19 protein-coding genes and 1 tRNA gene are annotated in these 26,947 nt (G+C 49.9%); 8 read left to right on the top strand and 12 right to left on the bottom strand.

What is annotated here, in order from left to right:
* Positions 1-7 precede the first annotated feature (7 nt).
* Entirely contained in the window at positions 8-505 is a 498-nt protein-coding gene (locus ACKWCC_RS09130) for an SRPBCC family protein (RefSeq protein WP_413995618.1), read from the bottom strand.
* Between the two features lie 147 nt (positions 506-652).
* Between ACKWCC_RS09130 and ACKWCC_RS09135 the strand changes: the two genes are divergently transcribed.
* The 3 genes from ACKWCC_RS09135 (at position 653) to ACKWCC_RS09145 (ending at position 3,598) form a co-directional block, all read left to right on the top strand.
* On the top strand, positions 653-1,858 hold the full coding sequence (locus ACKWCC_RS09135; RefSeq protein ID WP_413995619.1) for a hypothetical protein: 1,206 nt from the start codon (positions 653-655) through the stop codon (positions 1,856-1,858).
* An 88-nt stretch (positions 1,859-1,946) separates the two neighbouring features.
* Complete coding sequence (locus tag ACKWCC_RS09140; protein ID WP_413995620.1) at positions 1,947-2,792, top strand: DUF2911 domain-containing protein; 846 nt, start codon at positions 1,947-1,949, stop codon at positions 2,790-2,792.
* Between the two features lie 266 nt (positions 2,793-3,058).
* Complete coding sequence (locus ACKWCC_RS09145) at positions 3,059-3,598, top strand: hypothetical protein (protein WP_413995621.1); 540 nt, start codon at positions 3,059-3,061, stop codon at positions 3,596-3,598.
* Between the two features lie 120 nt (positions 3,599-3,718).
* On the opposite strand, the gene ACKWCC_RS09150 is transcribed toward ACKWCC_RS09145, so the two are convergent.
* Positions 3,719-5,455: a sodium:solute symporter family protein gene (locus ACKWCC_RS09150; RefSeq protein ID WP_413995622.1), complete on the bottom strand. Its 1,737-nt coding sequence runs from the start codon at positions 5,453-5,455 to the stop codon at positions 3,719-3,721.
* A 114-nt stretch (positions 5,456-5,569) separates the two neighbouring features.
* Entirely contained in the window at positions 5,570-8,101 is a 2,532-nt protein-coding gene (locus ACKWCC_RS09155; RefSeq protein WP_413995623.1) for a PIG-L family deacetylase, read from the bottom strand.
* Between the two features lie 491 nt (positions 8,102-8,592).
* On the opposite strand from ACKWCC_RS09155, the gene ACKWCC_RS09160 reads away from it, so the two are divergent.
* The gene (locus ACKWCC_RS09160; RefSeq protein ID WP_413995624.1) at positions 8,593-8,886 is read left to right on the top strand and encodes a hypothetical protein; all 294 of its coding nucleotides are present in this window, start codon (positions 8,593-8,595) and stop codon (positions 8,884-8,886) included.
* Positions 8,887-8,985: 99 nt separating this feature from the next.
* Here the strand turns inward: ACKWCC_RS09160 and ACKWCC_RS09165 are convergent, their stop codons facing one another.
* The 5 genes from ACKWCC_RS09165 to ACKWCC_RS09185 form a co-directional block, all read right to left on the bottom strand.
* Positions 8,986-9,549, bottom strand: coding sequence for a mechanosensitive ion channel domain-containing protein (locus ACKWCC_RS09165; RefSeq protein WP_413995625.1), 564 nt, complete (start codon positions 9,547-9,549; stop codon positions 8,986-8,988).
* A 3-nt stretch (positions 9,550-9,552) separates the two neighbouring features.
* On the bottom strand, positions 9,553-10,503 hold the full coding sequence (locus ACKWCC_RS09170; RefSeq protein ID WP_413995626.1) for a septum formation inhibitor Maf: 951 nt from the start codon (positions 10,501-10,503) through the stop codon (positions 9,553-9,555).
* Positions 10,504-10,725: 222 nt separating this feature from the next.
* The gene (locus tag ACKWCC_RS09175; protein WP_413995627.1) at positions 10,726-11,313 is read right to left on the bottom strand and encodes a Maf family nucleotide pyrophosphatase; all 588 of its coding nucleotides are present in this window, start codon (positions 11,311-11,313) and stop codon (positions 10,726-10,728) included.
* A 10-nt stretch (positions 11,314-11,323) separates the two neighbouring features.
* Complete coding sequence (locus tag ACKWCC_RS09180; RefSeq protein WP_413995628.1) at positions 11,324-11,851, bottom strand: KdsC family phosphatase; 528 nt, start codon at positions 11,849-11,851, stop codon at positions 11,324-11,326.
* Entirely contained in the window at positions 11,835-12,599 is a 765-nt protein-coding gene (locus ACKWCC_RS09185) for a Rossmann-like and DUF2520 domain-containing protein (protein WP_413995629.1), read from the bottom strand. Before ACKWCC_RS09185 ends, ACKWCC_RS09180 begins: the two co-directional genes overlap by 17 nt.
* Positions 12,600-12,736: 137 nt before the next feature.
* Here ACKWCC_RS09185 and ACKWCC_RS09190 point away from each other — a divergent pair, with 137 nt between their 5' ends.
* Positions 12,737-15,928, top strand: a complete 3,192-nt coding sequence (locus tag ACKWCC_RS09190; RefSeq protein WP_413995630.1) for a cytochrome c biogenesis protein — start codon at positions 12,737-12,739, stop codon at positions 15,926-15,928.
* Between the two features lie 206 nt (positions 15,929-16,134).
* Here ACKWCC_RS09190 and ACKWCC_RS09195 read toward each other — a convergent pair whose 3' ends face one another.
* Positions 16,135-17,436 carry a M14 family metallopeptidase gene (locus tag ACKWCC_RS09195; RefSeq protein WP_413995631.1) on the bottom strand — a complete coding sequence of 434 codons (1,302 nt, stop codon included), beginning with the start codon at positions 17,434-17,436 and terminating at the stop codon, positions 16,135-16,137.
* A gap of 684 nt (positions 17,437-18,120) precedes the next feature.
* Between ACKWCC_RS09195 and ACKWCC_RS09200 the strand changes: the two genes are divergently transcribed.
* On the top strand, positions 18,121-19,299 hold the full coding sequence (locus ACKWCC_RS09200) for a trans-sulfuration enzyme family protein (RefSeq protein ID WP_413995632.1): 1,179 nt from the start codon (positions 18,121-18,123) through the stop codon (positions 19,297-19,299).
* Between the two features lie 127 nt (positions 19,300-19,426).
* Positions 19,427-20,143: a bacillithiol biosynthesis deacetylase BshB1 gene (gene bshB1, locus ACKWCC_RS09205; RefSeq protein ID WP_413995633.1), complete on the top strand. Its 717-nt coding sequence runs from the start codon at positions 19,427-19,429 to the stop codon at positions 20,141-20,143.
* Here bshB1 and ACKWCC_RS09210 read toward each other — a convergent pair.
* On the bottom strand, positions 20,140-22,134 hold the full coding sequence (locus tag ACKWCC_RS09210) for an ATP-binding protein (RefSeq protein ID WP_413995634.1): 1,995 nt from the start codon (positions 22,132-22,134) through the stop codon (positions 20,140-20,142). The genes bshB1 and ACKWCC_RS09210 overlap by 4 nt on opposite strands.
* A gap of 291 nt (positions 22,135-22,425) precedes the next feature.
* Positions 22,426-24,390 carry a tetratricopeptide repeat-containing sensor histidine kinase gene (locus ACKWCC_RS09215; RefSeq protein ID WP_413995635.1) on the bottom strand — a complete coding sequence of 655 codons (1,965 nt, stop codon included), beginning with the start codon at positions 24,388-24,390 and terminating at the stop codon, positions 22,426-22,428.
* A 707-nt stretch (positions 24,391-25,097) separates the two neighbouring features.
* Between ACKWCC_RS09215 and ACKWCC_RS09220 the strand changes: the two genes are divergently transcribed.
* A tRNA-His gene (locus ACKWCC_RS09220) sits at positions 25,098-25,173 on the top strand.
* 163 nt (positions 25,174-25,336) lie between these two features.
* On the opposite strand, the gene ACKWCC_RS09225 is transcribed toward ACKWCC_RS09220, so the two are convergent.
* Complete coding sequence (locus tag ACKWCC_RS09225) at positions 25,337-26,896, bottom strand: M28 family peptidase (protein WP_413995636.1); 1,560 nt, start codon at positions 26,894-26,896, stop codon at positions 25,337-25,339.
* Positions 26,897-26,947 lie beyond the last annotated feature (51 nt).

Below are 26,947 nucleotides of genomic sequence, written 5' to 3' on the forward strand. Positions count from 1 at the left end.
ACAGTTTTTAAAAAGAATGCATTTCCACGCTGTTTTCATAGCCTGGCAGGGCACCGAACAATTCGTGCAGCTTGGCCTCGCGAAAGGAAAAAATTTGCCGTAATTGTTTTTTTACCACAATGGGGTGCGCCAACTGTCCCAGAATGCCCAGGGGAATCTTGTAGTCTATGATATCCTCCATTTCCACACCGCCTTCCGCATCATTGATAAAATGTTTGTGGTGCCAAAGGGCATAGGGGCCAAAACGTTGCTCGTCCACAAAATAACTGCCTTTTTCCACGTGGGTTATTTCCGTGACCCATTTGGTGGTAAACCCGGGCAGGGGACTTACTTTGTACTGAATGATCTGGCCGGGGTACATGTCCCGTTCCACACCGGACAATATGTGAAAGCCCATGTGTTCTGGGGTAATGACCTTCAGGTTCTTGGGATCCGAAAGGAATTTCCAGGCCGTTTCCCGGTCTATGGGAAGCCCCTGTTTGGCGCGCAGTTGGTAGAGTTTCATAAAGATGTTTTGACAAAGATAACCGCATATTTGTTTAACATAAAATTTAATACGTTAAACAAATTAAAAATATGTCTTTTATCCAATATATTTGATGGTGCCCCAACAAAACCCTATCTATGGGCAGTGCAACAAGAACAAAGGACAATGAAAGGGTTAGGCTTGGTTTTTATGTGTTTTACCACGGTGCTCTCGGCACAGTTTTCCTTTAACGCCGTGGGCGAACTGCCCGTGGCACTCTCGGAAAGTTCCGGCTTGCTCTTTTTTGAGGACAGGCTGCTTACCTTGAACGATTCCGGCGGACGTGCCGAACTCTATGAAATCGATGTCGAAACCTTGGAAATTACCAGAACGGTAGCGGTTTTGGGGGTGCAAAACACGGACTGGGAAGCCCTGTCCCAGGATACCGACCATATTTACATTGGCGATTTTGGGAACAATGTGGGCACCAGGCGGGACCTGGCCATTTATAAAATTGCCAAGGCCGATTATTTGGATGCCGATGCCGTGACGCCGGAGATCATTATGTTCCGCTACGGAGACCAGGAAAGTTTTGAAAATGAGGGCAACAGCGATTGGGATGCCGAGGCCTTTGTGGTTTTGGACAGCAATATCCTGGTATTTACCAAGCAATGGCAAAGTGGCGGCACGGTAGCCTATAGTCTGCCCAAGACCGCAGGGGAACACACCGCCCAGGTGGTGGATTCCCTTGGCAACGTGGGCTTGGTCACGGATGCCCATTACAACCCCTTGAACCGCACCACGGTTCTGTTGGGGTATTCCACCTTTTTGAGTCCTTTTGTCATCCTGGCCCAAAATACGGATGCCGCCGCTCCCTTTGGCACGCAACAACAGCGTTTGGAGCTAGGGCTGGTGCCCCTGCAAGCGGAGGGGATCACCTTGGGCGGCGAGGGCCATTATTATGTCTCCTCTGAGTTTTTTAGCCGCACCGCCCCCAACATTACCTCTGCGGCAAGGGTGTTCTTGTTTTCGTTGGATGGGGAAGGGGAGCCCAACCCCGGTCCAGAACCACCCTTGCCACCAGGGCCGGGACCAGAACCGGAACCCGGGCCGCCAAACGACAATGAGCTGCCGGAGCTGGGTGATAATGCCAATGAACGGCTCATTGTTTACCGAGACCGAAACCAAGGCAAGCTTCGGTATATCGTTAACTCGGACAAGCCCATTTTTGGCCAACGCGTTTTTGATGTCACCGGAAAGATGGTCTGGGAATCCAAGGGGCCGGAGTTTTCCCGTATCGGGGAATGGCCCCCTTTTGGAAGCACTTCCATTTACTACTTTACCGTCTATTTCAATGATGGGGTCGTGTCCACGCCATTCCTTGCTTATTGATTGATTGACAAGGGCTTATTTAGGATAGTATTAACAAATGAGCATGGGGTTTATTTTTAGTTTTGCTCCAAACTTAAAAACTAATCCCATGAACAAAATTGTATTATATCTGTTGGCCATTGCCACCACGCTTACCTTGGAAGCGCAGATCACCACGCCCGAAGCCAGCCCGGCATCCAAAACGATGCAAGACGTTGGCCTTACCGAGTTTACCATTGATTATTCCAGGCCTTCCATGAAGGGAAGAACCATTTTTGGCGACCTTGTGCCTTACGACAAATTGTGGAGAACAGGTGCCAACGCCTATACCAAAGTAGGTTTTGACACCGATGTCACCATTGCGGGACAATCCGTAAAGGCCGGTACGTATTCCGTTTTTACCAAGCCTGGAAAAAGCAACTGGGAAGTGTTCTTTTATGACGAGACCGAAGGCGGCGGCGTTCCCAGAAACTGGGAAGACAGCAAGGTAGTGGCCAAGGCCACGGTACCCGTTACCACCTTGGCCACCCCCGTGGAAACCTTTACCATAGGTATGGAAAAACTCACCAACAACGGCGCCCACTTTGCCATGTCCTGGGAAAACACCCACGTGGCCGTGCCCTTTGGCGTGCCCACGGATGCCACCGTTGATGCCAGTATATCCCGAGTCATGGGCGGGCCCACGGCGGGAGACTATTACGCGGCCGCCACCTACTATGCCAGTGAGGGCAAGGATATAGGAAAGGCCAAGGAATGGATGGACAAGGCCATGTCCATGACCGAAAATCCTGCTTTCTGGCAGTTGAGGCAACAATCCCTTATTTTGGCCAAGGCCGGGGACAAGAAAGGGGCCATCGCCGCAGCCAAGAAATCATTGGCCGCATCCGAAAAGGCAGGTAATGCAGATTATGTAAAAATGAACAAGGATTCCCTGAAAGAGTGGGGGGCCATGTAACCGCACCTATTTTTTTTTTTGATACGGAAAGCCACGGCCCTTGTAGCCGTGGCTTTTTTTGTGGTGGTGGCCTAACGTCTTACGTGCCATGGTGCTCCCCAAACAACCATATTGCTTTTTTCTTTGGCCGTTAGGGGATTTAAAATGCACCGCGACATCACCATAGATCGTCCTGGATGCGATCAAAGTAAGGGTTTATCTGCTCATGGGCAATTTGCCGCCTGCTCTTTCTGTTCAATGAAAAGCCGCTGACAGTTTTAAAAATGATGGACCGCACCAAATCTTTGGGAAGAATGCTTCTTGGCCTCTTTTTTGTTGTGGGCTGGTTCGGTGCCGCGCAGGAATCGGGTGCAACGGACAACCCCTTTATCCGTGTGTACAACCTTGAAGGAAGAAAAATACACAAGGGAAGGCTCCAACAGGTCAGTGACGCAGGGCTAAGACTAATTTTCAATGACAGCCTTGTGGATGTACCGGTTGCATCCATTGGAAAAATAAGGACCAAGCACTCCGTGGGCGGTTACCTTCTTATGGGCTCCATAATTGGTGGCAGTATGGGATTGGGATTGATACGGGGCAATTGGGAGACGGAAACCTCTTCCGTTTACAGTGGGGAAGAGCGGGTGGTCGCCGTGGTCGGCGGCACGGTCTTGGGCGCTCTTGTTGGCGGCACCACATCGGTGTTCAAGAAATCCAAAAAGTTCGTAATCAACGGAAACCGTGCTGCCTTGCTCAGGTTTGCCCAGGCCTTGGCCCACAAAAAAAAGGTTTTGGACACGCCCCAAACGCCTGCCCAGACCTTATAGGGATGCCTGCAATGCAGCTCCTTTGCATAAGGTTAGGTTGGCGGCTCGTTGGTCTTATTTGCCTAAAACCGCCCTAGAACCTGCCATTTCATTATCCGTTCTTTCGGGTTTGCCTCAACACTAGTTATTTTTGCTCAAGGGCCTACGCAACAATCGGTCCACCGATTCAAAAACAAGGGAGAGGGAAATAACGATGGCCGCGCCATAGAAATTTAGCCACAGGTAGCCCAGCTTTTCCTCTCCGGACGGGTACACGTGGATCAGGTTGTAGTACATCACCAAAATGATGATTTGGGTAACAATGGCGGCAAAAAAAACGGCGTTGCCCTTTACAAATTTAAAGAAGAAGGCCAGAAGGAATATGCCCAGTACGTTGCCATAAAAGATGCTGCCAATGATGTTCACCAGCTGAATGAGATTGTCAAAAAGGTCGGCAACAAAGGCAATGCCAATGGCAACAACGCCCCACATTAGGGTAAAGCCTTTGGACACTTGCACGTATTGTTTCTCGCTCAGCGCTTCCTTGTTGTTTCTCTTGTAAAGGTCCAAGGCCGTAATGGTCCCCAGGGCGTTGAGCTCGGAAGCGGTGGAAGACATCGCGGCAGAGAGGATCACGGCCAACAGAAGGCCAATGAGGCCCCTTGGCAAATTGTTCAGGATAAAGTGGATAAAGACGTAGTCCTTGTCGTTGGTCTCAATCTTCTGGTTGGCCTGTTTGATCAAGGTCTTGGCCGCCACCCGGTTGATGCTGTCCATCTTGTTGATCCGTATGATCTGTTGTTTGGCCTCTTCCACGGCGGTGTACTCCTTTATCTCCAAGGCGGCGGAGAAGCCGTTTTGCGCAATGCGCTTTTGGGCCTCCAGCTCTACCTGTCCCTGTTGTAGCAGTTCGTAGTCCGCTGCATATTCCGATTCCATTACGGCCTTGGTGGCGGCAGGGTTGAAGTTGAGAGGAGAAGGGTTGTACTGGTAGAAGACAAAGACCATGACGCCCACCAAGAGGATAAAAAACTGCATGGGGATTTTAAAGATGCCGTTAAAGACCAGTCCCAGCTGACTTTCCCGGATGGATTTCCCGGTTAGATAGCGCTGCACCTGACTTTGGTCCGTGCCAAAATAGGCCAGGGCCAGGAACAGTCCGCCCGTGATACCGCTCCAGAAGGTATAGCGGCTGCTGGTGTCAAAACTAAAATCCAGGATGTTGAGTTTGTCACTGGCCCCGGCGATCTTCATGGCCTTTGAAAATGTGATATCTGCCGGGAGGTAACCCAGAATGAAGAAAAACGTGATGAACATTCCGGTCATGATCACGAACATCTGTTGTTTTTGGGTAACGCTCACCGCTTTGGTGCCTCCTGACACGGTGTATATGATCACCAGCGTGCCAATGATGACGTTTAGGGTACCCAAATCCCACCCCAGGACCGCCGACAGGATAATGGAAGGTGCAAATATGGTGATGCCCGCGGCAAGGCCCCGTTGAATCAAAAAGAGAATGGCGGCCAGGGACCGGGTTTTAAGATCGAACCTGCCTTCCAGAAATTCATAGGCGGTATAAACCTTCATTTTGTGATAAAGGGGTATGAACACCATACAGATGATGATCATGGCAATGGGCAATCCAAAATAAAACTGAACAAACCCCATGCCATCGTGGAAGGCCTGTCCCGGTGTGGAGAGAAAGGTAATGGCACTGGCCTGCGTGGCCATCACGGAAAGGCCAATGGTCCACCATTGGGCTTCACTGCCGCCCTTTACATAATCGTCCACATTTTTGCTTCCCCGTGTGCGCCACACGCCGTATGCCACGATAAAGAGCAGGGTAACACAGAGAATGGTCCAGTCCAGTATGCCCATATCAGTTAAATAAGGACATTAGAAAAGCGAATAGGAGCACGTAAATTGAATTTAGCACGAGCACAATGGAATATTCCTTTTTCCATTCGCCACTATCATCCCTTTCGTCTTGGTTCATCGTTTGGTGGCTTTAGTTGGTTCTTCGGTCTTCTTTCCCAGGGAGATCATGTTGGCAAAAAGCTTATAGGCCCCGGGCACCCCGGCGGGCAGTTCCCGGAAGAAACTCAATCCCGTATAAATATAGTGGCCTTTCCCGTAAGGGGCAACAAGAAGACTCCCTTTTTTCCAATCTTCACCCTCGTCCCTCATTTGCAGGATGGGTGTGAACTGGTCTGCCCACTCGTTTGGAAAATAAAGCCCACGCTCCTGAACCCAACCGTTGAAATCTGTGGTTAAAATGGGATTGGGCCAATGGATTATGGGATGTTCCTGGGCCAATATGGCTACCTCAGATGCCTCATCGGTTACCCTGTCCCTGCTAATGTTCAAGGGGTAGGGCGCAATGCCCTCGAACTGGTCTCCCCAACGGTTGGCGGTGTTGTACTGTACAATTACCGTGCCGCCACTCTTGGCATAATCCAATATGAAACGTTGTTTAAATTGGAGCTCCTGCACCACGTTGTACGCACGTATGCCCAAGATGACCGCGTCATATTCATTTAAGGTGCCGGCCGCAATGTTACCGGGGTCCACCAGGGTTACGTGGTATCCCATTTGTTCCAAACTCAACGGCACCTTGTCGCCGGCCCCCATAATGTACCCAATGTGCTTTCCGGCGGTCTTGATGTCCAGACGCACCACCTTGGATTTGGAGGGCAGCAACACCGTTTGGGTGGGCACATGGTCATAGGCAATGCGCACCATTTCCTTGTCTATGATGTTCCCGTTTATTTCCAATTGGGGCCGTAGATAGACCTCACTCTCCGAAGATGGTGGCATTAGGTTGAAAAAAAGCGTTTGTTCGTCCCCTTTTTTTGCAATGGCAAAGGGCTGGCTTGTTTTGTCCAGCCCCCATTCCGGTCCGATCTTTAAGTGCAAGGTACCCGAAACCTTGTCTGCATGCGCCTTGACGGTCACTGGGATCTGCTTGGCGTTGCCATTGGAAAAGATGATGACCTTGTCCTGGATGCCCACCGTGGCCTGGGGCACCACCTCAAAGGGCTCGTAGAGTTCCCCTTTGTCTGGCCGGGCGTATTTGTGCACCACAGCTTTGGTTATGGGAACGATGGTTTCGCCAACCTTTATATTATAGGTAATGTGGAACGCCCTTGGGGTCTCCGGTTTTCCAATGAAGCTGGCATCGGTTACGGTGTAAGAACCCAGCGAACCCTCTTCCGTGAGCCAATAGGGGCTTGTGTAGGAAGTGTCTTCCGGCAGGGTTACCGGGATTTCCCTGGTAACCGCGATATTGTTGGGCAGGGAAACGGTTTCCTGCGCCACCCACTTGCCATTTACGGCTATCCCGGCCAGGGAAAGGTTGGCCTTGGAACGGTTAAGGGCGGTGACGTTGAACACCACCTCTTCCCCCGGGTTGGCGTACGCGCTGGCCGCCGTGCCTTCCAAAAACAGTCCGGTAATGGCTGTAATGATGTCCTTGATCTCTGCCGATTTCAACCTCTTCCAATGCTTGTCACGGCTGTCTTGCAAAAGGGAGTAGGCACGCACCAGTTCCGGGAGGTGCACGGACGGGTCCTTAAAGTTGAAGTTGTTCTCCACCCCCTCAAGGATTTCGCCAATGGCCGCACCGCCATCGATACGGGTCCAGCTGGTGTCAATGCCCTCAAAGAGGTTGGACTTGTCCGCCGGCAGATCGCCCTTTAAGAGTTCCAAGTACTCTTGTTGGCTGCCCCGGCTGCTGAGACGCCCAAACCCCTGGCATAGGTGCTGACTGCTGGCAAGGGCAGCGATCTCATTGTTGGATTTTCCCAACATGGGGTAATAGGTACCGGTATCCACGGACAGGAGATTGCTTTTATCCGCTTCTTCAAACTTTTCCCTACTGCCATAAAACCACCAAGACGTGTTAAAAAAGAGGCGTCTGGGTTGCCAGACCTCCAAAGATGCCAATTGCTGGGGGTACACCTCGTTTTTCCCCGCCAGGTCAAACGCCTCTAGGGCGAGCATGGCAGAGGCTGTATGGTGGCCATGGGTGGTTCCTATACTGCGGTGATCAAATCTGTTTACAATGATATCCGGCTTAAACTGTCTTATGATGCGCACCATATCTGACAAGACCGTTTCCTTGTCCCAAAAGGCCAAGGTTTCTTTTGGGGTCTTGGAGTAGCCAAAATCATTGGCGCGCGAAAAAAACTGTTCCCCACCATCTACCCGTCTCGCGGCCAACAGTTCCTGGGTGCGCAGCACGCCCAGCAGTTCCCGAAGCTCTGGGCCGATCATATTCTGTCCGCCATCGCCGCGGGTCAGGGAGAGATAGGCCGTTCTTGCCTTTGCCTCATTGGACAGGTGGGAGATGAGCCGGGTGTTTTCGTCGTCTGGATGTGCCGCCACATAGAGGGCACTTCCCAAAAAGTTCAATTTTTGTATGGCGTGATAAATGTCTGACGGTGAATAGGTCCTGGGTGCCTGCGCTTGCAGCGACAGTTGAAGGATCAAAACTAAAATCAGTAAAATTGGGTTATGCCGCATTGAAGTTGGTTTATGGTGTTTTAAGTTACGCAATCCAGGGGTATGGATAAAGTGACAGGTTGTGGTGTTCGCGCCCACAGGGGTCTTTTCCCTTGTTTACTTCGATCTATGGGGAACATTTCCTTGGTATAACATAAGACGTTTTTTATGGTCGGCCATTTTTTTTGGTGAACCACTTGTAGGGAACGTTCAGTCCCTTCTGCCCGTATGGATTTTAAGGTCTGCAAGAATGGGCCCCTTTGCATTGGGCCGTGGGTTTGTCCCATTTCTGGTTGCGCGGTTATATTGGTCATTTGCCGTTTCAATTAAAAAATAATGCAGGGAAGTGCTGGCCACCACTTAGGGCATTTCTTCCACGGAATCTTGCACACGTGCACTGGCGCCGTAGAAGCGCACCACTAAAAAGCACCAAGATTTTTTTCATATTATCCTGCGGTATCGTTTTAAGCAGCTGTCTCCACAAATACAAAGTGATGCAAAGGCACCACGGTATGGAACAACCCATCTGGCAGTCTTTCCCCACATCCGGTGGGCCACGGGCTCACCTCGTCGATCGCGGGACTGCCCTTGCGCTTTTGGGTCGGGCAATGGCTTTGCCGTTCTTTGGTCTTGTTCCAAAACAAAAAAGTGCATCAAAAATAACGCCAAATCCCTTCTTTTTTGCAAACGCCCTCAAACCAAGGCAAACCATAACGGGTGATGCCTTTTGTATTGGCCTCCGGCGCTGGGACTCCCGAAACAAGCAACAAAAGACCACAAAACCGGCTAACGCAATGAAACCTTGATTCTTATGTACTTAGGGTGATTTTGACCCAGGGACCCATTCGCCCAAATATAGCCAGATCGTACAGCTGCCCTGTTTTTTTTAGTACATCTTTAACATGTTAGACTTGATCGGTGGGAAGGTTGGATTCCTCCTTGTAAGTGGCTACCAAAATGACTCCCTTTTGCAGTACCATATTGTTGGGATAGGTAAGCATTTCGCCATTGCTTCGCCTTAGGTGCATGTGAAAGGCCTTGATATCCTCAATGATAAAGATATCGTTTTCGCCCTGTTCCGAGGGCACCAGGTCTTTATCCAGTATCTTTATTCTGTTGCCAATTTTAAACGGAAAGGAGAAGAAGATAATGACGCCCGCGGTAATGTTGCTCAAAATGGACCATTGGGCAAATAGGGCCACACCAATGACCGCGAAGACAGAGGAGAGGAGTAGCCCCAAATCCTCGTAGTTTACCCCCCAGACGAAGGTGATGGCGCCCAGGGCGGTAAAGGACACGGCCAGTGAAATATACTTAATGACCAAGTTGGTGCGTGCGGGGTTCAAATCGCCCAGTTTGCCCACCTTTCTCGCCGTTTTGGTAAAAAGGAACCTCAAGGTCACCGCCACTGCGATAATAACGGCACTCGTTAGGAGCTGTTGCCCATTATTGGTTATGAATTCGTCCATAGGTCAAAGTCCCAAGCTGTCTCGCAGATGCGCGTGCTCATTGCCATTCTGCTCCCAATAGGGCGTGTTTAAGGTGTTTATCAATTGGGCGGTGGAGGTCAGTGTACGTGCATTCTCCCCTTGTCCCCTTGTACTGCGCTCTTCCCATCCGGTAATTTGGTACGGGGCCTCATCTTCAAAAAAGAGCGTAAGGCCACGTCCCAGTTCGGGATAATCTATGCTGTAGTTTCTTTTTCCATCCGCATTTTCCAGTTTGGCCGTGGCTTCGTAGGCCTTTATTTCCTTGTGTTCCAATCTTAGGTATTCAAAAGAGGGAATGGCCAGGAAGTTTCCGGTGGGCAGTGCGTCTGGATCCAAGCGCAACTGGGTCCACAGTTCGTTCTCCAAGACGGCCTCTTCCAAAGTGATGTCCTGGTCCGCTTCCCCTTCAAAATACGAGTGGGACACAATGTGAAAACCATCGCGGTTGTTCAGTTGCATAAAGGTCTGTCCGCACCATTCTTGGGCAGAAAAGGTCACCTTAACGGCGTGCCCTTCTTGGTACACCGGAAAAAAAGTGCTGCTCATGATGGAATAGGGATAAATGCCGGTAAGATAATTTTTGGTGGCGTTCAGTTTCAACACGGGGATATTGTCCGGATGGGCCCGGTCTGCCTTCACCTGCACCTTGGGCAGAAAGGGTTCGGTAACATATACGAGCACGGCTTGGCCCTCCCGCTTTTCACCGTAGCGTACTTGTTGCAGGCGGTAGGAACTGATCTCTGCTTTGCCGGCGTACCAGTGGTCCTTTAGTTCTTGGGGCAGTTTTTTCTTTTTTGAGTTTTGTGGTGCCGGGGTTTCCGCCTGGGCCTTCTCCGTTTCCGCAGCCTCTTGCTTGCATGCGGTGAGTACCGTGGCGCCCACTGCCAAGAGCACCACCGACAATTCCAATGCCAACCATTTTTTGAACATCATTGCATTCTTTTTTATCTCGTCCATCAAAAATACCCAAAAATAAGACAAGGAAGCGGTCCCTTTTTGCGGAATTTGAAAGTTAGGTGTGAAACGGTGCACATGGCACGGCCTGGCCCTGTTGCCACCTGGGGGTGGGCATGGGAGCCTACCGTTCCCTCGCGGCCATTGTTGCCCTAGCCAGTGGTGAAAGGATGCTGCGCAACCGCAACGATCCTTGTGCCATTAGCGGGCGCCACCCGTCATCTCCATCAGGGTTTTATGGACCAAATGGGTGGGCAGCCCAACCACATTGGTGTAGCTTCCCTTGATCTGTTCAATGCCCACAAGGCCTATCCATTCTTGGATGCCATAGCCCCCGGCCTTGTCAAAAGGTTGGCAAGTGGCAATGTAGTGGGCCATTTCTGTGTCCTTGAGCTTTCGGAATTGTACCTCGGTAACGGCATGCACCACGTTTTGCGACCGCGTGGTGGTAAAGCATACCGAAGTGATCACTTGGTGCCATTTTCCGGAAAGCCGCCTTAACATTTGTGCTGCTTCCTGGGGGTTGGCGGGTTTTGCCAAAGAGGTGCCATCTTGCCATACCACCGTGTCGGCACTGATCAGGATCTCATTGGGGAGCAGGTGCTCTTGTTGTGCCGATGCCTTCAATACCGCCAAGAAATCTGAAATGGCCGCTCCTTGTAAGTGAGTGGGGTAGCTTTCCCGCACCGGCACGGTGCGCACTTCAAAGTCCAGGCCCATTTGCCGCATCAGGTCCTGCCTTCTGGGCGATTCTGAAGCCAATACGAGTTTAAATCCACTGGTGTTCATTGGCGTTTTCTCAAGGGTTTGATGCATCAAAGGTGTCCATCCAATCGCCGCGCACCTTCATTACCTGCTCCAGCACATCGCGCACGCAGCCGTTGCCCCCGCTGAGATGGGAAATGTACACACACCTTCTTTTTACCTCGGGCACCGCGTTTTGCGGACAGGTGGGGAGCCCCACCATTTCAAGGGGCGGTACGTCTGGGATGTCGTCCCCCATGTACAGCACGTTTTTTGGATCCACCCCATATTTGTCCATATAGTCCTGTAGGGCATCCTTTTTTTGGTGGGTGCCCATATAAAAATCGGTCACACCCAGCCCCTGGAGTCGTTTTTTTACCCCATCATTGGTGCCCCCGGTAATGATGCAGACACGGTATCCTTTGTCCACGGCCGCCTTTAGTGCAAAACCATCCTTTACGTTCATGCGCCTTAAGAGTTCCCCTTCCGTGGTCACGATCACGGTTCCGTCCGTGAATACGCCATCCACATCAAAAACAAAGGTATCTATCTCCTTTAAATGCTCTTTATAACTTTTCTCCATGGCTTGCTTTTATGGCATTGCTCAATAAAATGTACAGGTCTTTGTGTTCCTTTTTTTGCAATAGGTTCAGATGGGCGTGCATTGTTTTCAGGTCATTTCTTATGGCGGGCCCCGTTTGCGCCCTTTCCGGGGGAACCTCGCCCACTTTTTTTGCCGTTTGCTGGATCAGCGGCAGCAAGAGTGAAAAATTTAATTCCTGTTTACGGCAAATGTCCGCTGCCACCGAATAGAGGTAATTGGTAAAATTATTGGCAAAAACGGCGGCCAGGTGCAGTTGGGCCCTTTTTGGCGACGGGAGGTCAAATACGGTGTCGCTCAGCGATCTTCCCAGGTCATGCAAAAGTTGGGTGTCCTCATTGTTTTCGGCCTCCACCCCAATGGGCACCTGCCTGAAATTTACGGTAGTGCCGTGCGTAAAGGTCTGTAGGGGATAGAAAACCCCTTTGCGCCCCGCCGGCCCCAGAGCGTTCAGGTCCGTGGCCCCGGAAGTGTGCACCAGCAGACCGCCAAGTTGTGCCATTTGGTCTGCCACCAATGGAATGGCCTTGTCGGCCACGGCCATAAGGTAAACATCTGCGACCTCCAGATGGTCAAAGGTCGTGGTGGTGGGCGTGTCTTTTGAAAAATGGGACAATTTTTCGTGGCTCCTTCCCACCACTTGTTTGATAGTGAAACTATCAATTTTGCTTAGTTCGTCGTATAAAATGCGAGCCAAATTGCCCGTACCCACCAGTACCATTGATCTCATGGCCCAAAAATACGAACTTTAAGCTCCGGAGCATTAAATAAAAATTAACTATTCTGTTCAAGTTTTTCAGCGGTTTGCCCCATTAAAAAAAGGGGAAAAGACCGTATTTTTGTGGATTAGAACCAAAAGTTCCAGGTATGACATCGCTTTTAAAGAAAATCTTTTTTTCCACCCGGTTAATGGCCGTGTTGTTCATTGTCTTTGCAGTGGCCATGGGCATAGGGACGTTCATTGAAAGTAAGTACAGTACGGAAACGGCCCGCATTTGGGTGTACAACGCTACTTGGTTCGAGGTCATTATGGTTTTTTTCGTCATCAATTTTGTGGGCAACACCTACAGATATCGGCTTTGGCGCTGGGAGAAATGGCCGGTGCTCATGCTGCACCTATCCTGGATACTCATCATCGTTGGGGCTTTTGTTACCCGTTATATCAGTTTTGAGGGAATGATGCCCATTCGCGAGGGCCAGTCAGAGAACGTCTTTTATTCAGACAAGACCTACCTAACCGTGCATGTGGATGGCGAAATAGACGGCCAGCCAAGACGCAAGATTTTAGAGGATGATCTCATCGTGACCGCACAGGACATTAAGTCCAACCTCCCTTGGGAAGAGGACTACAACGGGCAGCCCCTGACCATTTCCTACGTGGATTTTATTGAGGGCGCCAAGGAAGGTGTGGTACCGGGCACCGAGGGGCAGTCCTTTTTAAAATTGGTGGAGGCCGGGGAGGGCCAGCGCCATGAGCACTATCTGGAAAATGGAAAGGTGTCCAGCATTCACGGGGTGCTCTTCGCCCTGAACAATCGTACCCAGGGTGCCATAAACATTGATACTTCGGGGGAGCAATATACCATAGAGGCACCGTTTGAGGGCGATTTCATGCGGATGGCAGACCAGTTCAAGGGCAATGTGGCCAAGGACAGTGTGCAACCTTTTCAGTTGCGTTCCCTGTACAATATGGCCAATATGCAATTTGTGGTGCCGGAGCCGCTGACACAGGGAAGCATTGGGGTGGTGCCCATTCCCGATGCGGAAAAAACCGATGTGGACCAAGATGCCCTGGTACTGAACATACAGACAGGTGGCGAAAGCAAGGAGGTTAGGATACTGGGCGGTTTGGGCAGCGCCCGGTTTACGGACAAGGTGCAGGTGGGCGGTTTGGAATTTGCCCTAAAATTTGGCTCCAAAGTACACGAATTGCCATTCTCCGTGAAGCTGAACGATTTTATTGCCGAAAAATATCCGGGAACCGAAACAGGTTATGCCTCTTTTATGAGCAAGGTGACCGTAGAGGACGAGCGTCCTTTTGATTATGATATCTATATGAACCACGTTTTGGACCATAGGGGCTACAGGTTCTTCCAATCGGGGTTCGATCCTGACGAAAAGGGAACCAACCTTTCCGTGAACCACGATCGTTGGGGCACGTGGATCACCTATATAGGTTATTTTTTGCTGTACATTGGCCTTATGGGCATCATGTTCTTTGGAAAAACGCGCTTTAAGGACCTGGCCAGGTCACTGGACAAATTGAAGGAAAAAAAGAAGAAGATGACCGCCACGGCCTCAACCCTTCTTTTGTTGCTGGCCGTGCCCCTGTCCGCGCAAGAACATAGCGGGGAAGACCACGGAAACACCAATGCCCCCACCAAGGAACAGGTGGACTCCTTGATCCTCTCGTCCGTGGTGTCCAAGGAGCACGCGGATGCGTTTGGCAAGTTGGTGATACAGGACGAGGGAGGACGTATGAAGCCCATTAACACCTTCTCCTCGGAGCTGCTGCGAAAACTCAGCCTAAAGGACACCTATTTGGGACTCAACGCCGATCAGGTTTTTCTGAGCATGATGATGAACCCCGCCCTGTGGTACAATGCCGAGTTCATAGCGCTGGACAAAAAAGCGCAGAACGACAGCATCCGTAAAATAGTGGGCATCCCCATGGGAAAAAAATACGTGAAGGCCACGGACTTCTTCAACGAAAAAGGGGAGTACAAATTGGCCCCTTACCTGCAGGAGGCCACTTCCACGGCCAATCCCAATAAGTTTGAGCAGGATTTTAAGGACGCCAACATCCGCCTAAGCCTTCTAAACCAAGCGCTGGGACAGGATATCCTGAAAATTTTTCCCTTGTTGAACGATGAGAACAACAAGTGGATATCTGCCGTGGAGTATAGGGGCGGCCAGTACCAAGTGGCAGATTCTCTATATTCCAATTTTATCAAGAACGCGGTTCCCTATTATATCATGACCCTTGGCAAGGCACAACAGACCGGGGATTACAGCGAAGCGGACAAACTCTTGGCCGCCTTTCACCAGAACCAGTTAAACCATGGGGCCGAGGTCCTGCCCAGTGAACGGAAGGTGAACGTGGAAGTGGTGTACAATAAATTGGATATTTTCAATAGATTGTACAAGTATTATCTTTTGGTGGGCGTGCTCATGTTCTTCGTGGTGGTCTTCCAGATTTTCAAGGAGCGCCGAATTTGGGACATTGGCATCTATTTTTTCAAAGGGGTCATCATTCTTTTCTTTCTCTGGCATACCGCCGGGCTCATCCTCCGGTGGTACATTTCCGGCCACGCTCCCTGGAGCGATGCCTATGAGAGCATTCTCTACGTATCTTGGGCCACCATAGGCATGGGGCTGGCCTTTGGACGAAAAAGTGACATGACCATAGCGGCATCTTCATTTGTGACGGCCATGCTGTTGTGGATTGCCCACCAGAGCTGGGTGGATCCCTCCATTTCTACCTTGGTGCCCGTTTTGGACAGCTATTGGCTCATGATCCATGTGGCGGTGATCGTGGGCAGCTACGGTCCTTTGGCCGTGGGGATGATCCTAGGTGTGGTTTCCCTTCTCCTGATCTTGCTCACCACCAAAAAGAACAAGAAAAAAATGGCCATTAACCTCAAGGAGCTCACCATTATAAACGAGTTGGCACTGACCGTGGGCTTGGTCATGCTCACCATTGGCAACTTCTTGGGCGGTCAGTGGGCCAACGAGAGCTGGGGCCGCTATTGGGGCTGGGACCCAAAAGAAACTTGGGCCTTGATCAGCATTATGGTCTATGCCTTGGTTATTCACGTGCGCTTGGTGCCCGGTTTGCGCAGCCCCTGGACCTTTAATTTCTTGAGTGTGGTCGCCTTTGGCAGTATCATGATGACCTATTTTGGGGTGAACTTCTATTTGGTGGGACTGCATAGCTACGCCAGTGGTGATCAAGTCATTACACCTACCTTCATTTACTACACCGTTGCCGGTGTACTGGCTTTGGGGGCCCTTAGCTATTGGCGCTACCGTGTAAACTACGCCAAGGCCAAAAGTTAATGCCTTGGTTTGTATGGTTTTGCGACGCTGTCCTGGGATTGGTTCAATGACATTAGTGGCTTTTTAACGTTTCTGTTATCTTTAAAAATCGCTGGCCTTGGAGCGCTCCACTGAAGTGTGTCCGCCTTGTCGGACAATGCCCATAAACCTCCCAGCGGCCAAGGACAAGGGGGCAAGTGCCCTGCCTTGCAAAGAACGTCCTCATTTTACCTTTCCATTAAAAGTCGCATCAGCTCCTCGGCCGCTACCCGGCCCTTTAATTTTAAAAATGGTCTCGGGGTGTTGTCTCCCAGTTCAAAGACAATGGAGGGCATCCCGTGGTTTTTAAAAAAATAGTTCCGGGACACCATGGTGGGTTCAAGGGTCTTGGAAGCGCTCACGTTGGTTTTTTTCTGGGGCAGGCGTTGGTTGATGCCATTGATCCATTGAAAGACAATGTCACCTGCTTTCCCGGTGACCAAAGTGTCCAAGGGGTAGTAAATATCGTCCCAGGTAGAGTGGAAATCCACACCAAATACAAAATCCAGCACGCTGTCCTTGTCCATCAGAAAATTCCGCACACTTTGCGTTTCCGGTTGGTTGAAGTTCTGCCAGTCCCTATTTAGATCAATGCCTCCCATATTGTGCCTCCAATGGCCGTGGTGCACCCCATCTGGGTTCATCAAGGGCACCACGAAAACCTGGTGCTCTTTTCTAAAAGCGGTTGCCTGGGCGGAAGGGCCCGCCAAGGTTTCCACAAAGGCTTTCATCGCCAGGAATCCGGTGACCTCCGGAGGATGCTGCCGGGCAATGACCATAATGGCCTTTTTCCCATTATTGGCCTCGTTCATTTCCATCAGGTCAATGGGGCGGCCTTCCTTGGATGTCCCAATAGGGTAGTTTTTCACAAAATTGAGCTGGCTCAGTGAGTCCACCCACTTTTTCACCTCCCGCTGCGTGTAGAGCTCCTGGGCCGCCACATAGGTGGGCGTGGCGTCTATGGCCAGTGACAGTTTGGCCGCCTCGGGCACCGCCTTGATGCCAAACTCGCCCTCCCCAGGGCCAATGGGTGTAAAACGGAGACTGTCCAGGGGTGTAAAGGCAGCCCCATTCTTGCTGATCTTGGGGTAGTACCTGCTTCTGGAATTTTGGTAATTGAGCGTTACCGTGATATTTTCGGGCTCCAAAGACCATATTTTAAAGGCGTACCACGGGCTCACGTTAATGGGCGTGTTCTCTGCCGTTATCCACACGGTGAAGTCCTGCGCTCCGTTCTGGGCAACCCCGTTTAGACGTGCCCCGGCAAAATCATTGGAAAAAAAGACCGTACTGTCATTAAAGGCCCATACACCACGCCACTGTTTTTGTACCGGCCGATCTACGGTGGGCACAATGGGATTGGTTCCTTGGCCTTGATAGCCGCTACTGGTTTTCTTTTTATGGTCTTGAACGGTGGGTTGCGCGGGCTTGCAAGAGGCCAAGGTCACGACGATGACGGTGAGCAGGGCAAACCATATTTTTCTGTACATGGGGTTTTGTTTAAATCTCGAAAATACACAGAAATATGGAACCAACGTATGCCGGCCGGAAGTAGGTTGTTCCTTAATTTTTTATGAGGGGAGTGATCAAAGCCTATGGCCCTCCTGGGCAAGGATGTCACTTGTCATTGCGGGTCAGTAACTTCCGTTTTGCGACGTTTGGTTTTGGGTTGATGGTGCCCATCGGTTTGGCTTTGAGCAATTAAAAGAGGGCAGTTGGGGCAATGGGATAAACAAGGTAATGGGTAGCTATTGTTCCGGTTCTGCGGTTTCCCTTGATTCAGATGATGTGTGAAACATTTGTGATCATGATGCAACACCCCATAAAATCTAGAGGTTTGCTTATGGGGCACCCGTATGAATGACCCGGGCGGGTGGCCATCGCCACGGTAATGGGGCACTGGTCTGCACAGTGATTGATGTTTCTTGGTTTTGCGGCCGTAGAGGTGTTTTTAGTCCCTATACCGGGTTTAAATCCATTGTCCTTGGGCACATTTCAGTGTCCTAATTTTGTACCTTTGAGCATCCCAACATCATTTTTTTGGGCCAAAGGGCTTCTTGCCCCTGCGCTTACAAGATGTGGGTTGGCTTTTTCCAAGAGTGGGGAGAGTCGTTTAAACAAGTATTTAAATAGCTGTTTCACAGCTTTTTTTGAATAAAAATTTAAAGCGATCAATGAAAAAAAAGTACCCTGGTTTCAATACCATTTGCACCCACACAGGGGAATTGGAAGACAAGCAGCACAAGGGTGCGGTGTCCCCGCTGTACATGAGCACTTCCTACGCCTTTACGGATGTGGATGTTAAACGTTATCCCAGATACTTCAACACGCCCAACCAAGAAGGGCTCTGCAAGAAGATAGCGGCCCTTGAGCACGCCGAGGATGCCTTGATTTTTGGAAGTGGCATGGCTGCGGTGAGCACAGCGTTGCTGGCGTTCCTAAGCGCTGGGGACCACGTGGTGCTGCAGCAGACCCTGTACGGTGGCACCCATAACCTGGTGACCGAGGAATTTGCCAAGTACGGCATTTCCCATTCGTTCACTGAAGGCTGGCAGCCCCAGGATTTCGAGGCGAAGATACGGCCCAACACCAAGGTCATTTATATTGAAACGCCTTCCAACCCCTTGTTGACGCTCACTGATATGGAGGCCGTGGCCCAGCTGGCCAAACGGCACGGTCTGGTGAGCATCATAGACAATACCTTTGCCAGCCCGGTGAACCAGAACCCCTTGGATTTTGGCATTGATATTGTCCTTCACAGTGCCACCAAATACATGGGAGGGCACTCAGACATCTGCGCTGGGGCCGTGGCCTCCACCAAGGCGCATATGGAGCGGATTTTTCACCTGGCCAAGAATCTTGGGGGCAGTCTCAGTGATTATACGGTATGGCTTTTGGAGCGGAGCATTAAGACCATGGGCCTTCGGGTGAAGGCACAAAACGGCAACGCCATGACCTTGGCCCATCATCTCAAAGCCCATGAAGATGTGAACGCCGTTTACTATCCCGGACTGGAGGACCATCCCGGGCATGTGTTGGCCAAAAGACAAATGAAGGGTTTTGGCGGCATGCTGTCCTTTGAGCTGAAGCCCTATCTGGATAGCGCCAAATTTCAAAAGAACCTTCAGCTCATAAAATCCTCCATGAGTCTGGCGGGGGTGGAGAGCACCGTGCTCTCACCAAAGGACACCTCGCACGGCCTTTTGAGTCCAGAGGCCCGGGCGGAACAGGGCATCACAGATGGTTTGATCCGTTTTTCAGTGGGCATAGAAGAGGCCGAAGACTTGATGGCGGACATTGATCAGGCCATTAAAGAGACCAAGCTCAGTGCTTCTTATGCCGGCGGACAATGAGGCTTGTGCAACCCCTATGGTGGCCATCCGGAGCATGGTTTTCGCCAGTAGGCAAGGCCAGAATGATAAAGAGGGCGTGCCAAGGATATGGTGGGGCATATAGTGTGGAACCGAAGAGAACAGTGTTATGAAATTGGATATTCTAGTGTTCGGGGCACATCCGGATGATGCAGAACTGGGAGCCGGGGCCACCATTGCCAAAGTCGTGGACCAGGGAAAGAAAGTGGGACTCATAGACCTGACCAGGGGAGAGTTGGGCACCAGGGGAAGTGCGGAGATCAGGGACGCGGAAGCCCGTGCGGCGGCAAAGATCCTTGGGGTTTCCGTTAGGGAAAACCTTGGTTTTAGGGACGGTTTCTTTGTCAATGACGAAGCGCACCAGCTCAAGGTCATACAAACCATCAGGAAGTATAGGCCCACCATTGTGCTCTGCAATGCGGTGAAAGACCGTCATATAGACCATGGCAAGGGCAGTAGCTTGGTCAGCGATGCCTGTTTTCTGAGTGGTCTGGTAAAAATTCCCACGGAATGGGAGGGCACCGTACAAGAGCCATGGCGGCCCAAAGTGGTGTATCACTACATTCAATGGAAAAACTTAAAGCCCGATTTTGTGGTGGATGTAAGCGGTTATATAGATGTAAAGACCAAGGCCATCTTGGCATATGCATCGCAGTTCCATGACCCCAAGAGCAAAGAACCGGAGACCCCCATAAGCAGTAAGAACTTTTTGGACAGCGTGCGCTACCGGGCACGCGATCTGGGCAGGTTGGTGGGCGTTGCCCATGCCGAGGGCTTCACCACCGAGCGCGTGTTGGCCGTTAACGATCTGGAAGATTTGCGCTAGGCGGAGCGTCTGAGCTCTTTTTTGGCTTTTGGAAGCGAAACAAAGAATGTGCTTCCATTTCCAGGCCTACTTTCTGCCCAGATGGTGCCGTTGTTCTGTTCCACCATTTCCTTGCAAAGGTTAAGACCAAGGCCTGTGCCCTTTTCGTTATTGGTGCCATAGGTGGAAGCAATATTGGAAGAAAACAGGGAAGCAAGCACCTTTTTTTCAATGCCCACGCCATTATCCTTTACATAAAGCACCATGGTCTTGTCCGTTTGCGTCATTCCAATATGCACCTGTCCGTGGTTAGGGGTAAATTTCAGGGCATTGCTCAAAAGATTTCGGATCACCACGTCAATTTGGTTGTAGTCAGAATGGATCAGCGTGTTCTCCACCAAGTTGTTCCTAATGGAGATGGACTTGTTTGCGGCAATTTCCGAGAGCAGACTTATGTTTTCCTCAACGGTACGGTAAACATCAAAATCCACCGCTTTGGTAACCTTGCCGTTCATTTGTGTGGTGCTCCAAGAGAGCAGATTGTTAAGGGTAAAGGCCAAGCTGTTTACATCTTCCCTGATCTTGGGAACAAAACCCATAAATTCCTCGTTGGTCATCTCACCATTGCTGGAAAGGTCGAACATGCCCTGTATGGCACCAATGGGCCCCCTTAGGTCGTGGCCAATGATACGGAACATTTTGTTCTTCGTGGCGTTTACTTCTTTTAGGTAAGCCTGACTTTTCTCCAGGTCCTTGGTTTTTGCCAAGAGCTGTTTGTTAAGGTCACTTTGTATCCGTGCATTTCTTTTGTTTATAAGGGCCAATGCCATAAGGGCCAGTAAAAAGCCAATGGCCGCGTACACGTAAAGACGGGTCTGTGCCAATTCCTTTTCATTTTCTTGAATGAGATCGGCTTTTTGTTGTTCGTACCTAAGTTTGGTCTTGAGCAGCATAAGGTCTTCCTCGTTCCGCTTGTTTTGTAAAGTGTCCGTTATCCTTTGATAAGTTTCATGATGGTACAGTGCCGTCTGGTGGTCGCCCAATTTTTTGCTCAAGGTGTACAACAGTTTGGCGCTTTGGGCCTCGCCTTCCAATACGGACAATTTTTTGGAAATTTTATGGGCCTTTTGGGCATAAGCTTCTGCCACTGCGTCATTTTCCTTTAACAGGTACACCTGGGACAGGCCGTTATAAATGTCAATACTGCCTCTTTCATCGTCCAGTTCAGCGTGCAGTTCCTCGCTCTGCTTAAACCAATACAGCGCCCATTTTAGATTGTCCTGTTTAAGGTAAATGTCTGCCTTAACACCATAGGCATAGGCCAACCAGCTGATGATGCGTTCTTTTTGAAAAGTACGTATGGCAGCGTTGATGTTGAACATCCCCAGCTCTAGATCGCCCATTTTGGCGTAGGCACCCGCAATGTTACTCCTGGTTTCGGCAATAAAAATGGGGTCGCCAATTTCCTCGTTTAGGGCAATGACCTTGTTAAAATGATGCATGGCTTGCTCAAAATCTTCCTGAAGCAGATAGAGACTGGCCATGTTTTCGTTGATAACGGACAACATTTTAAGGTCCTTCTCGCCTTGTGCCGTCTTCAAGGCTTGCAAGTAGGCATCCAGGGCTTTCGCATATTTTTCTTGGGTATAGTATTCAGAGGCAAGGTCGTTCAGCGCGGCGGTATATATTTCGTTCAGGTTGTGTTCCGTGGCCAGGTCCTTGGCCTTTTTAAAGTATGATATGGCCAGGTGTTGGTCTCCGTTGTCAGAATGGTAGAGACCGGAGAAAATGAGGGCTTCTGCTTTTTCTTTGTGGTAATCATTCCTATCACTGATGGCATACGCCTCATCTGCCAAGATCTTAAGGCTGTCTGCCTTGTGAAAACGGTAGTTGTACGCGCGGTCCAGCTTGTTTTGTACAGCTTGCAGCGAGATGGTGTCCTTTGGGATAAAGAAGTGCTTGGCCGTAATGTGGAATGGAAGGTGATGGCCTTGTGCCAAAAAGGGGTTCAAACTAAAAAGTATGGAACACAGCACCCAAAAATTCCTTTTGCGCAGCGGATGATATGAGAGCTTTTTTCTTGGGTCCATGTTCAAGGTGCGAACATAAAACTAGCGCTTGTTCTAATCCCTTGTGCAAAATATGTTGTGAAATGCTTTTTTTTGGATGTTTTATCGTCTAAATGGTGTATTTGGTCGATTTTTCCTACTGTCGCAACACCTTGTTTTCCCTAAGGCCAGAAGCAAAATGACGCCCCGTTTTTCCCTACGAAACACATAGGTTGGCCAGATGTCCCCGGAGAATTAGCCGGCCCCTTTTTTGGAGGGAAGACTTACCTTGAAAATACTGCCCTGACCCGGTTTGCTGGCCACAGTAATCTCCCCCTTGTTCTGCTGCACCATATCAGTGCACAAAAGAAGGCCAAGACCGGTTCCTTTTTCCATGTTCGTGCCCACGGTTGAAATGTGTTCTTGGGAATTTAAAATACGCTGTAGCACATCTGGCTTCATTCCCAGTCCGTCGTCTTTCACCTCAATGGTGGTTTTGCCGTACTTTTGTTGGGCACGAACTTCAATGTTTCCTCCGGGATGGGTAAACTTTATGGCGTTGCTGATCAAGTTCCTGAGCAAAATCCTAAAGTGGTCTTCATCTGCATAAACCGTTGTTTCCTCTGCCACGTTGCTGCACACCTTTATGTTTTTGCGCTCTATTTTTTCAAGGAAAAAATCCAGTATATGATCAATTTGGGTTTTTATGGGAACCTCCCGCGGTCGGGTGATGGCGCCCTGCATTTGGTTTTGTCCCCAATTCAAGAGATTGTCCAATGTAAACTGTAGGTGGCCCAGTTTTGTATTGAGGTCGGGTCCAAACCTCTTAAAGTACAAGTTTCCATTTGGATCTTCCTCCAGGGATAGGCCCACCAATTCCTTAAGGGACAGAATGGGACCGCGAAGATCGTGGCCAATAATGGAAAATAGCTTGTCTTTGGTCCTGTTGGTCTTTTCCAAGCCAATTTCCCGTTCGGTAAGGGCTTTGGTCTTTTCCGCCAACATCAGGTTCATTTTTCTATTTCGTTTGCCCTGGTGGTGTATGAGTAGGGCAAAGCAAAGGGAAATGACCATTCCGGCGGTAATGACACGGATATAGGCATTTTGTTTTTCAATGAATTCTTCATCCTGCCTGCGAAGAAGCTCTTTTTCATTTTCGTACGCCAGTTTGGTGCGCAGCATGGCAAGATTGTTTTTATTCTGTTCAATGGCGATACTGTCGGAATATGCCTCTGCCAACTCTAGGTAGCCCAAGGAGGCGGCTGGGGCATTTTCTGCCTTGGCGATCTTGTAGAGCATTCTATAACACCTTTCCATTCCAGATTTTAGGGAGAATGCCTTAAAGAGGGCAAGACTTTTAAGTATTTGTTTTCGGGCTTTTTCATATTCACCCAGGCCCAACTGGGCGGCTCCCATCCCGTACGCAAGATCGGCCAGGCCTTTTTTGTCTCCACTGGCCGTGTAGCCAATACTGGCCAAATTTAAATGGGTCATCGCTTTTTCATAGTCCCCTTGGTAGGTGTGCAACCTACCCAGTGTAAGTTGTCCAAATGCCGCAATATTTGTTTCCTGTCTATTCGCAGATAGGGCCGTCCCTTTCATCAAATAGGGCAGGGCGCCCTCGTAGTCTTTTCTCTCTATGTGCAGTACCCCTATGTTGACCAGCAGTACGGATTGTAACTGGGAGTCCTCCACTTGGTCCAAGATGCTTTCTGCCCGTCCGTAATGAATACCGGCCTCGTCAAAGTCTTTTAAAAGTAAGAACATGGTGCCCAAATTGGAGCGTATCCTAAATTGCTGGCTCAAATTGCCGGATGCTTCGGCATGTTCCAAGGCCACCAGAAAATCCCCGTAAGATTTGGGGTAATCCGAGTTGATGAAATGTGCCTGTGCCATATCGTTGTAGGTCTTGAGCACCAACTCCGGAAAGTCATAAAAACCAGGCCGCTCCATATTCCTTTTATGGATGGAAAGGGCTTGTTCCCAATTGCCTTGGTACAGCTCATAAACAGCGCTATGGTAATGGGCAAAGAGCCTTCCCTTATTGTAATCAATGGCTTCGCTGAGCTTAAGCGCCTCCAAGGCCACTTGCTTTATGTTCTTTGGCCCCGAGTAGCGCAATTGCTCTGCAATTTGGTTCAAAGAGTCTATCCGGACAATATCTTCTGGGCCCCATTGAAATCCGGAATGGGGCAATGCCACCGTATGTTGGTGGGCCAAGGCCATGGCATTTTGTCCCGTAATGGCATGGGCGATAAAAACAAATAAAAGGCGACACAACGCGCATAACGTTCTTCTGGGTTTCGCGCTTGTTCTAATTGTGGGGATCTGCAGGAATGACATGGGACTGGAATGGTTAAATGAACCGTTTTTTAAGGTCAAAACGGGTTGGTACAATGGTAAACTTAAGGTATCATGACAAAAAAGATTGGGAACTGCGGTCCATATCCCTGGTGAAAAAGAAATGTTGTTTTGTTAAAAGGGGACAAGTGTTTCGGTGTCATGCTGCTTATGTTTTACTCTCATCTGGTCTTCGGCGTTGATTGAAAAGAGACCCTTGACTGGTTTTTGGTGTCCATTGCTTTTTTCCATGGTGGGCGTGCCCTTGCCCTTTTAAGAGGTGTACCGCAAACATTATTTTTAAGTTTCTAAAATACCACTATTTTTTCAACTTTCACCAAAAGTTGTTCCTCGATGGAACTGAACGGGAATGGCCATTGCCTTACCCTCCTATAAGGTGGCGGTCCCAAAAACTTTGGGGGGTGGGTTGGTATGTATGGCTTTTATTGTGCAGCTGTTGCAGCAATAGGCCAAGGACAAACATATTGAAATTGAACCTACCCTTTTTTAAGCGGCGGGCAATATTTATAGTCCTTTTCCTTTGATTAGTGTTTCAAAAAAAATTACCTTTGCCACCGCTTCTAAATGGTGGTTGTAGCTCAGCTGGTTAGAGCGCTGGATTGTGGTTCCAGAGGTCGCCGGTTCGAACCCGGTCTTCCACCCTGAAAAGCAAAAGCCTTGGGTCTTGTCCAAGGCTTTTTTTGTACCCATCTGCCGGCCCAAATTTGATCGATGGCCGCAGGATGTCCAAGGTTGCCATCTTTTAGAAAACAAAAGGCCCTTGCTTCCGCAAGGGCCTAAAAGCGATGGTCATAGGGCAGGGGGGTTACTTGGCCTCGGCCTTGTCCACCACCAGTTTTTTGTCCCTATTGGCAATTTCCCATGCCGTGTAAAAAATGAGTCGGCTCCTGTTTTCCAACAGGTCATAATTAATCTTTTCCACCGTATCGCTGGGGCGGTGATAGTCGTCATGGGTACCGTTGAAATAGAAAATGATGGGAATGTTGTTCTTGGCAAAGTTATAGTGGTCGCTGCGGTAATAAAAACGGTTGGGGTCGTTGGGGTCGTTATAGGTGTAATCAAATTCGATATTGGTGTACTTGTTGTTCACCATTTCAGAGAGTTCGTGCAATTCGGTGCTCAATTTGTCTGATCCAATGAGGTAGAGGTAATTCCGGTCGCCCTCACGCTTTGGGTCTATGCGGCCGATCATGTCTATGTTTAGGTTGGCCACGGTCTGTGCCAGCGGAAAGATCGGTTCCGTATCGGTGTAATACTGCGAGCCCAACAGTCCTTTTTCCTCTGCCGTTACATGTAGAAAGACAATGCTTCTCTCAGGGCCGTTTCCTTTTTGTACCGCTTCTTGAAACGCCTCTGCAATTTCCAGCATGGCCACCGTGCCGGAACCATCATCATCTGCCCCGTTGTTGATCTGGCCATCGGGTGTAACGCCAATGTGGTCCAGGTGGGAGGAGATCACCACGTACTCATTGGGTTTGGTGCTTCCTTTTATCACGGCCACCACGTTCTCCGAATCTATCTCCTCATTGCTGCTCTCCACCGCCAACTGCAAGGTGGCAGACAGCTCCTGCGGGCTGTGGTCCGTGCCAATATTGGGCATAAGTGCCTTGGCCATGGTTTCGTTGATGAAGAAATTGTAAAATGGGGCACTCCCATTGTCCTTTAGCGACATTCTGCCACTATCATTGCTCTTCATGGAATCGAACCTTCTTTTAAAACGGTTGAAGTTGTCCGCATCAAAGTAAAATACGGCAGTGGCGCCCTTTTCCTTGGCCAGTTCCAAGCGTTTTCCGAGGGATTCTGACATGTTGCTCCAGACAGACTTCTCCGAAGTGCCCGAGATGACATAATTGCCCTCGGCATCCATTGGCTCGCCCGCCTTGATCAAGACCGGTTTTCCCTGAACGTTCACCTTGTCATAATCAGAATAGCCGTCTTCTTCGATCCCATACCCAACATAGACCAGTTCGTTAAAACTGCCCTCGGCAGCTTCAAAGGTAAGCACGTCATTTCCAATGGAGAAGGTGGCGCCGTTCACTGAAATGCCACCGGTGGGGAGCTTACTGATCTCCAGCGGAACTTTTTGAAAATAATCGCCATCGCTCTTGGCCGCGGGGACGTTCATCTCTTGGTAGGCGTTTCTCAGGTATTCCACTGCTTTTTTCTGTCCCGGGGCACCGGTGTCCCTTCCTTCAAATTCGTCCGAGGCGTAGATGTAGAGGTGCTCCTTGAGCTCCTCTTCCGTAATGGTCTGTGCATAAACGGTTGGGGAGGCGCTGTCCACGGCCTGTTCCTTCACCGTTTTTTGAGAGCTGTTGCAGGCCATTAGCAAACTGCCGGCCAAAATAAAAAATGTTTTGTTCATGATTTTCTGTTCAAATTTTGTCAAAAATAATCAAAAAGAGCCCAATATGGC

Origin of the sequence: Maribacter aquimarinus, assembly GCF_047345505.1 — a bacterium.
Taxonomy (GTDB): domain Bacteria; phylum Bacteroidota; class Bacteroidia; order Flavobacteriales; family Flavobacteriaceae; genus Maribacter.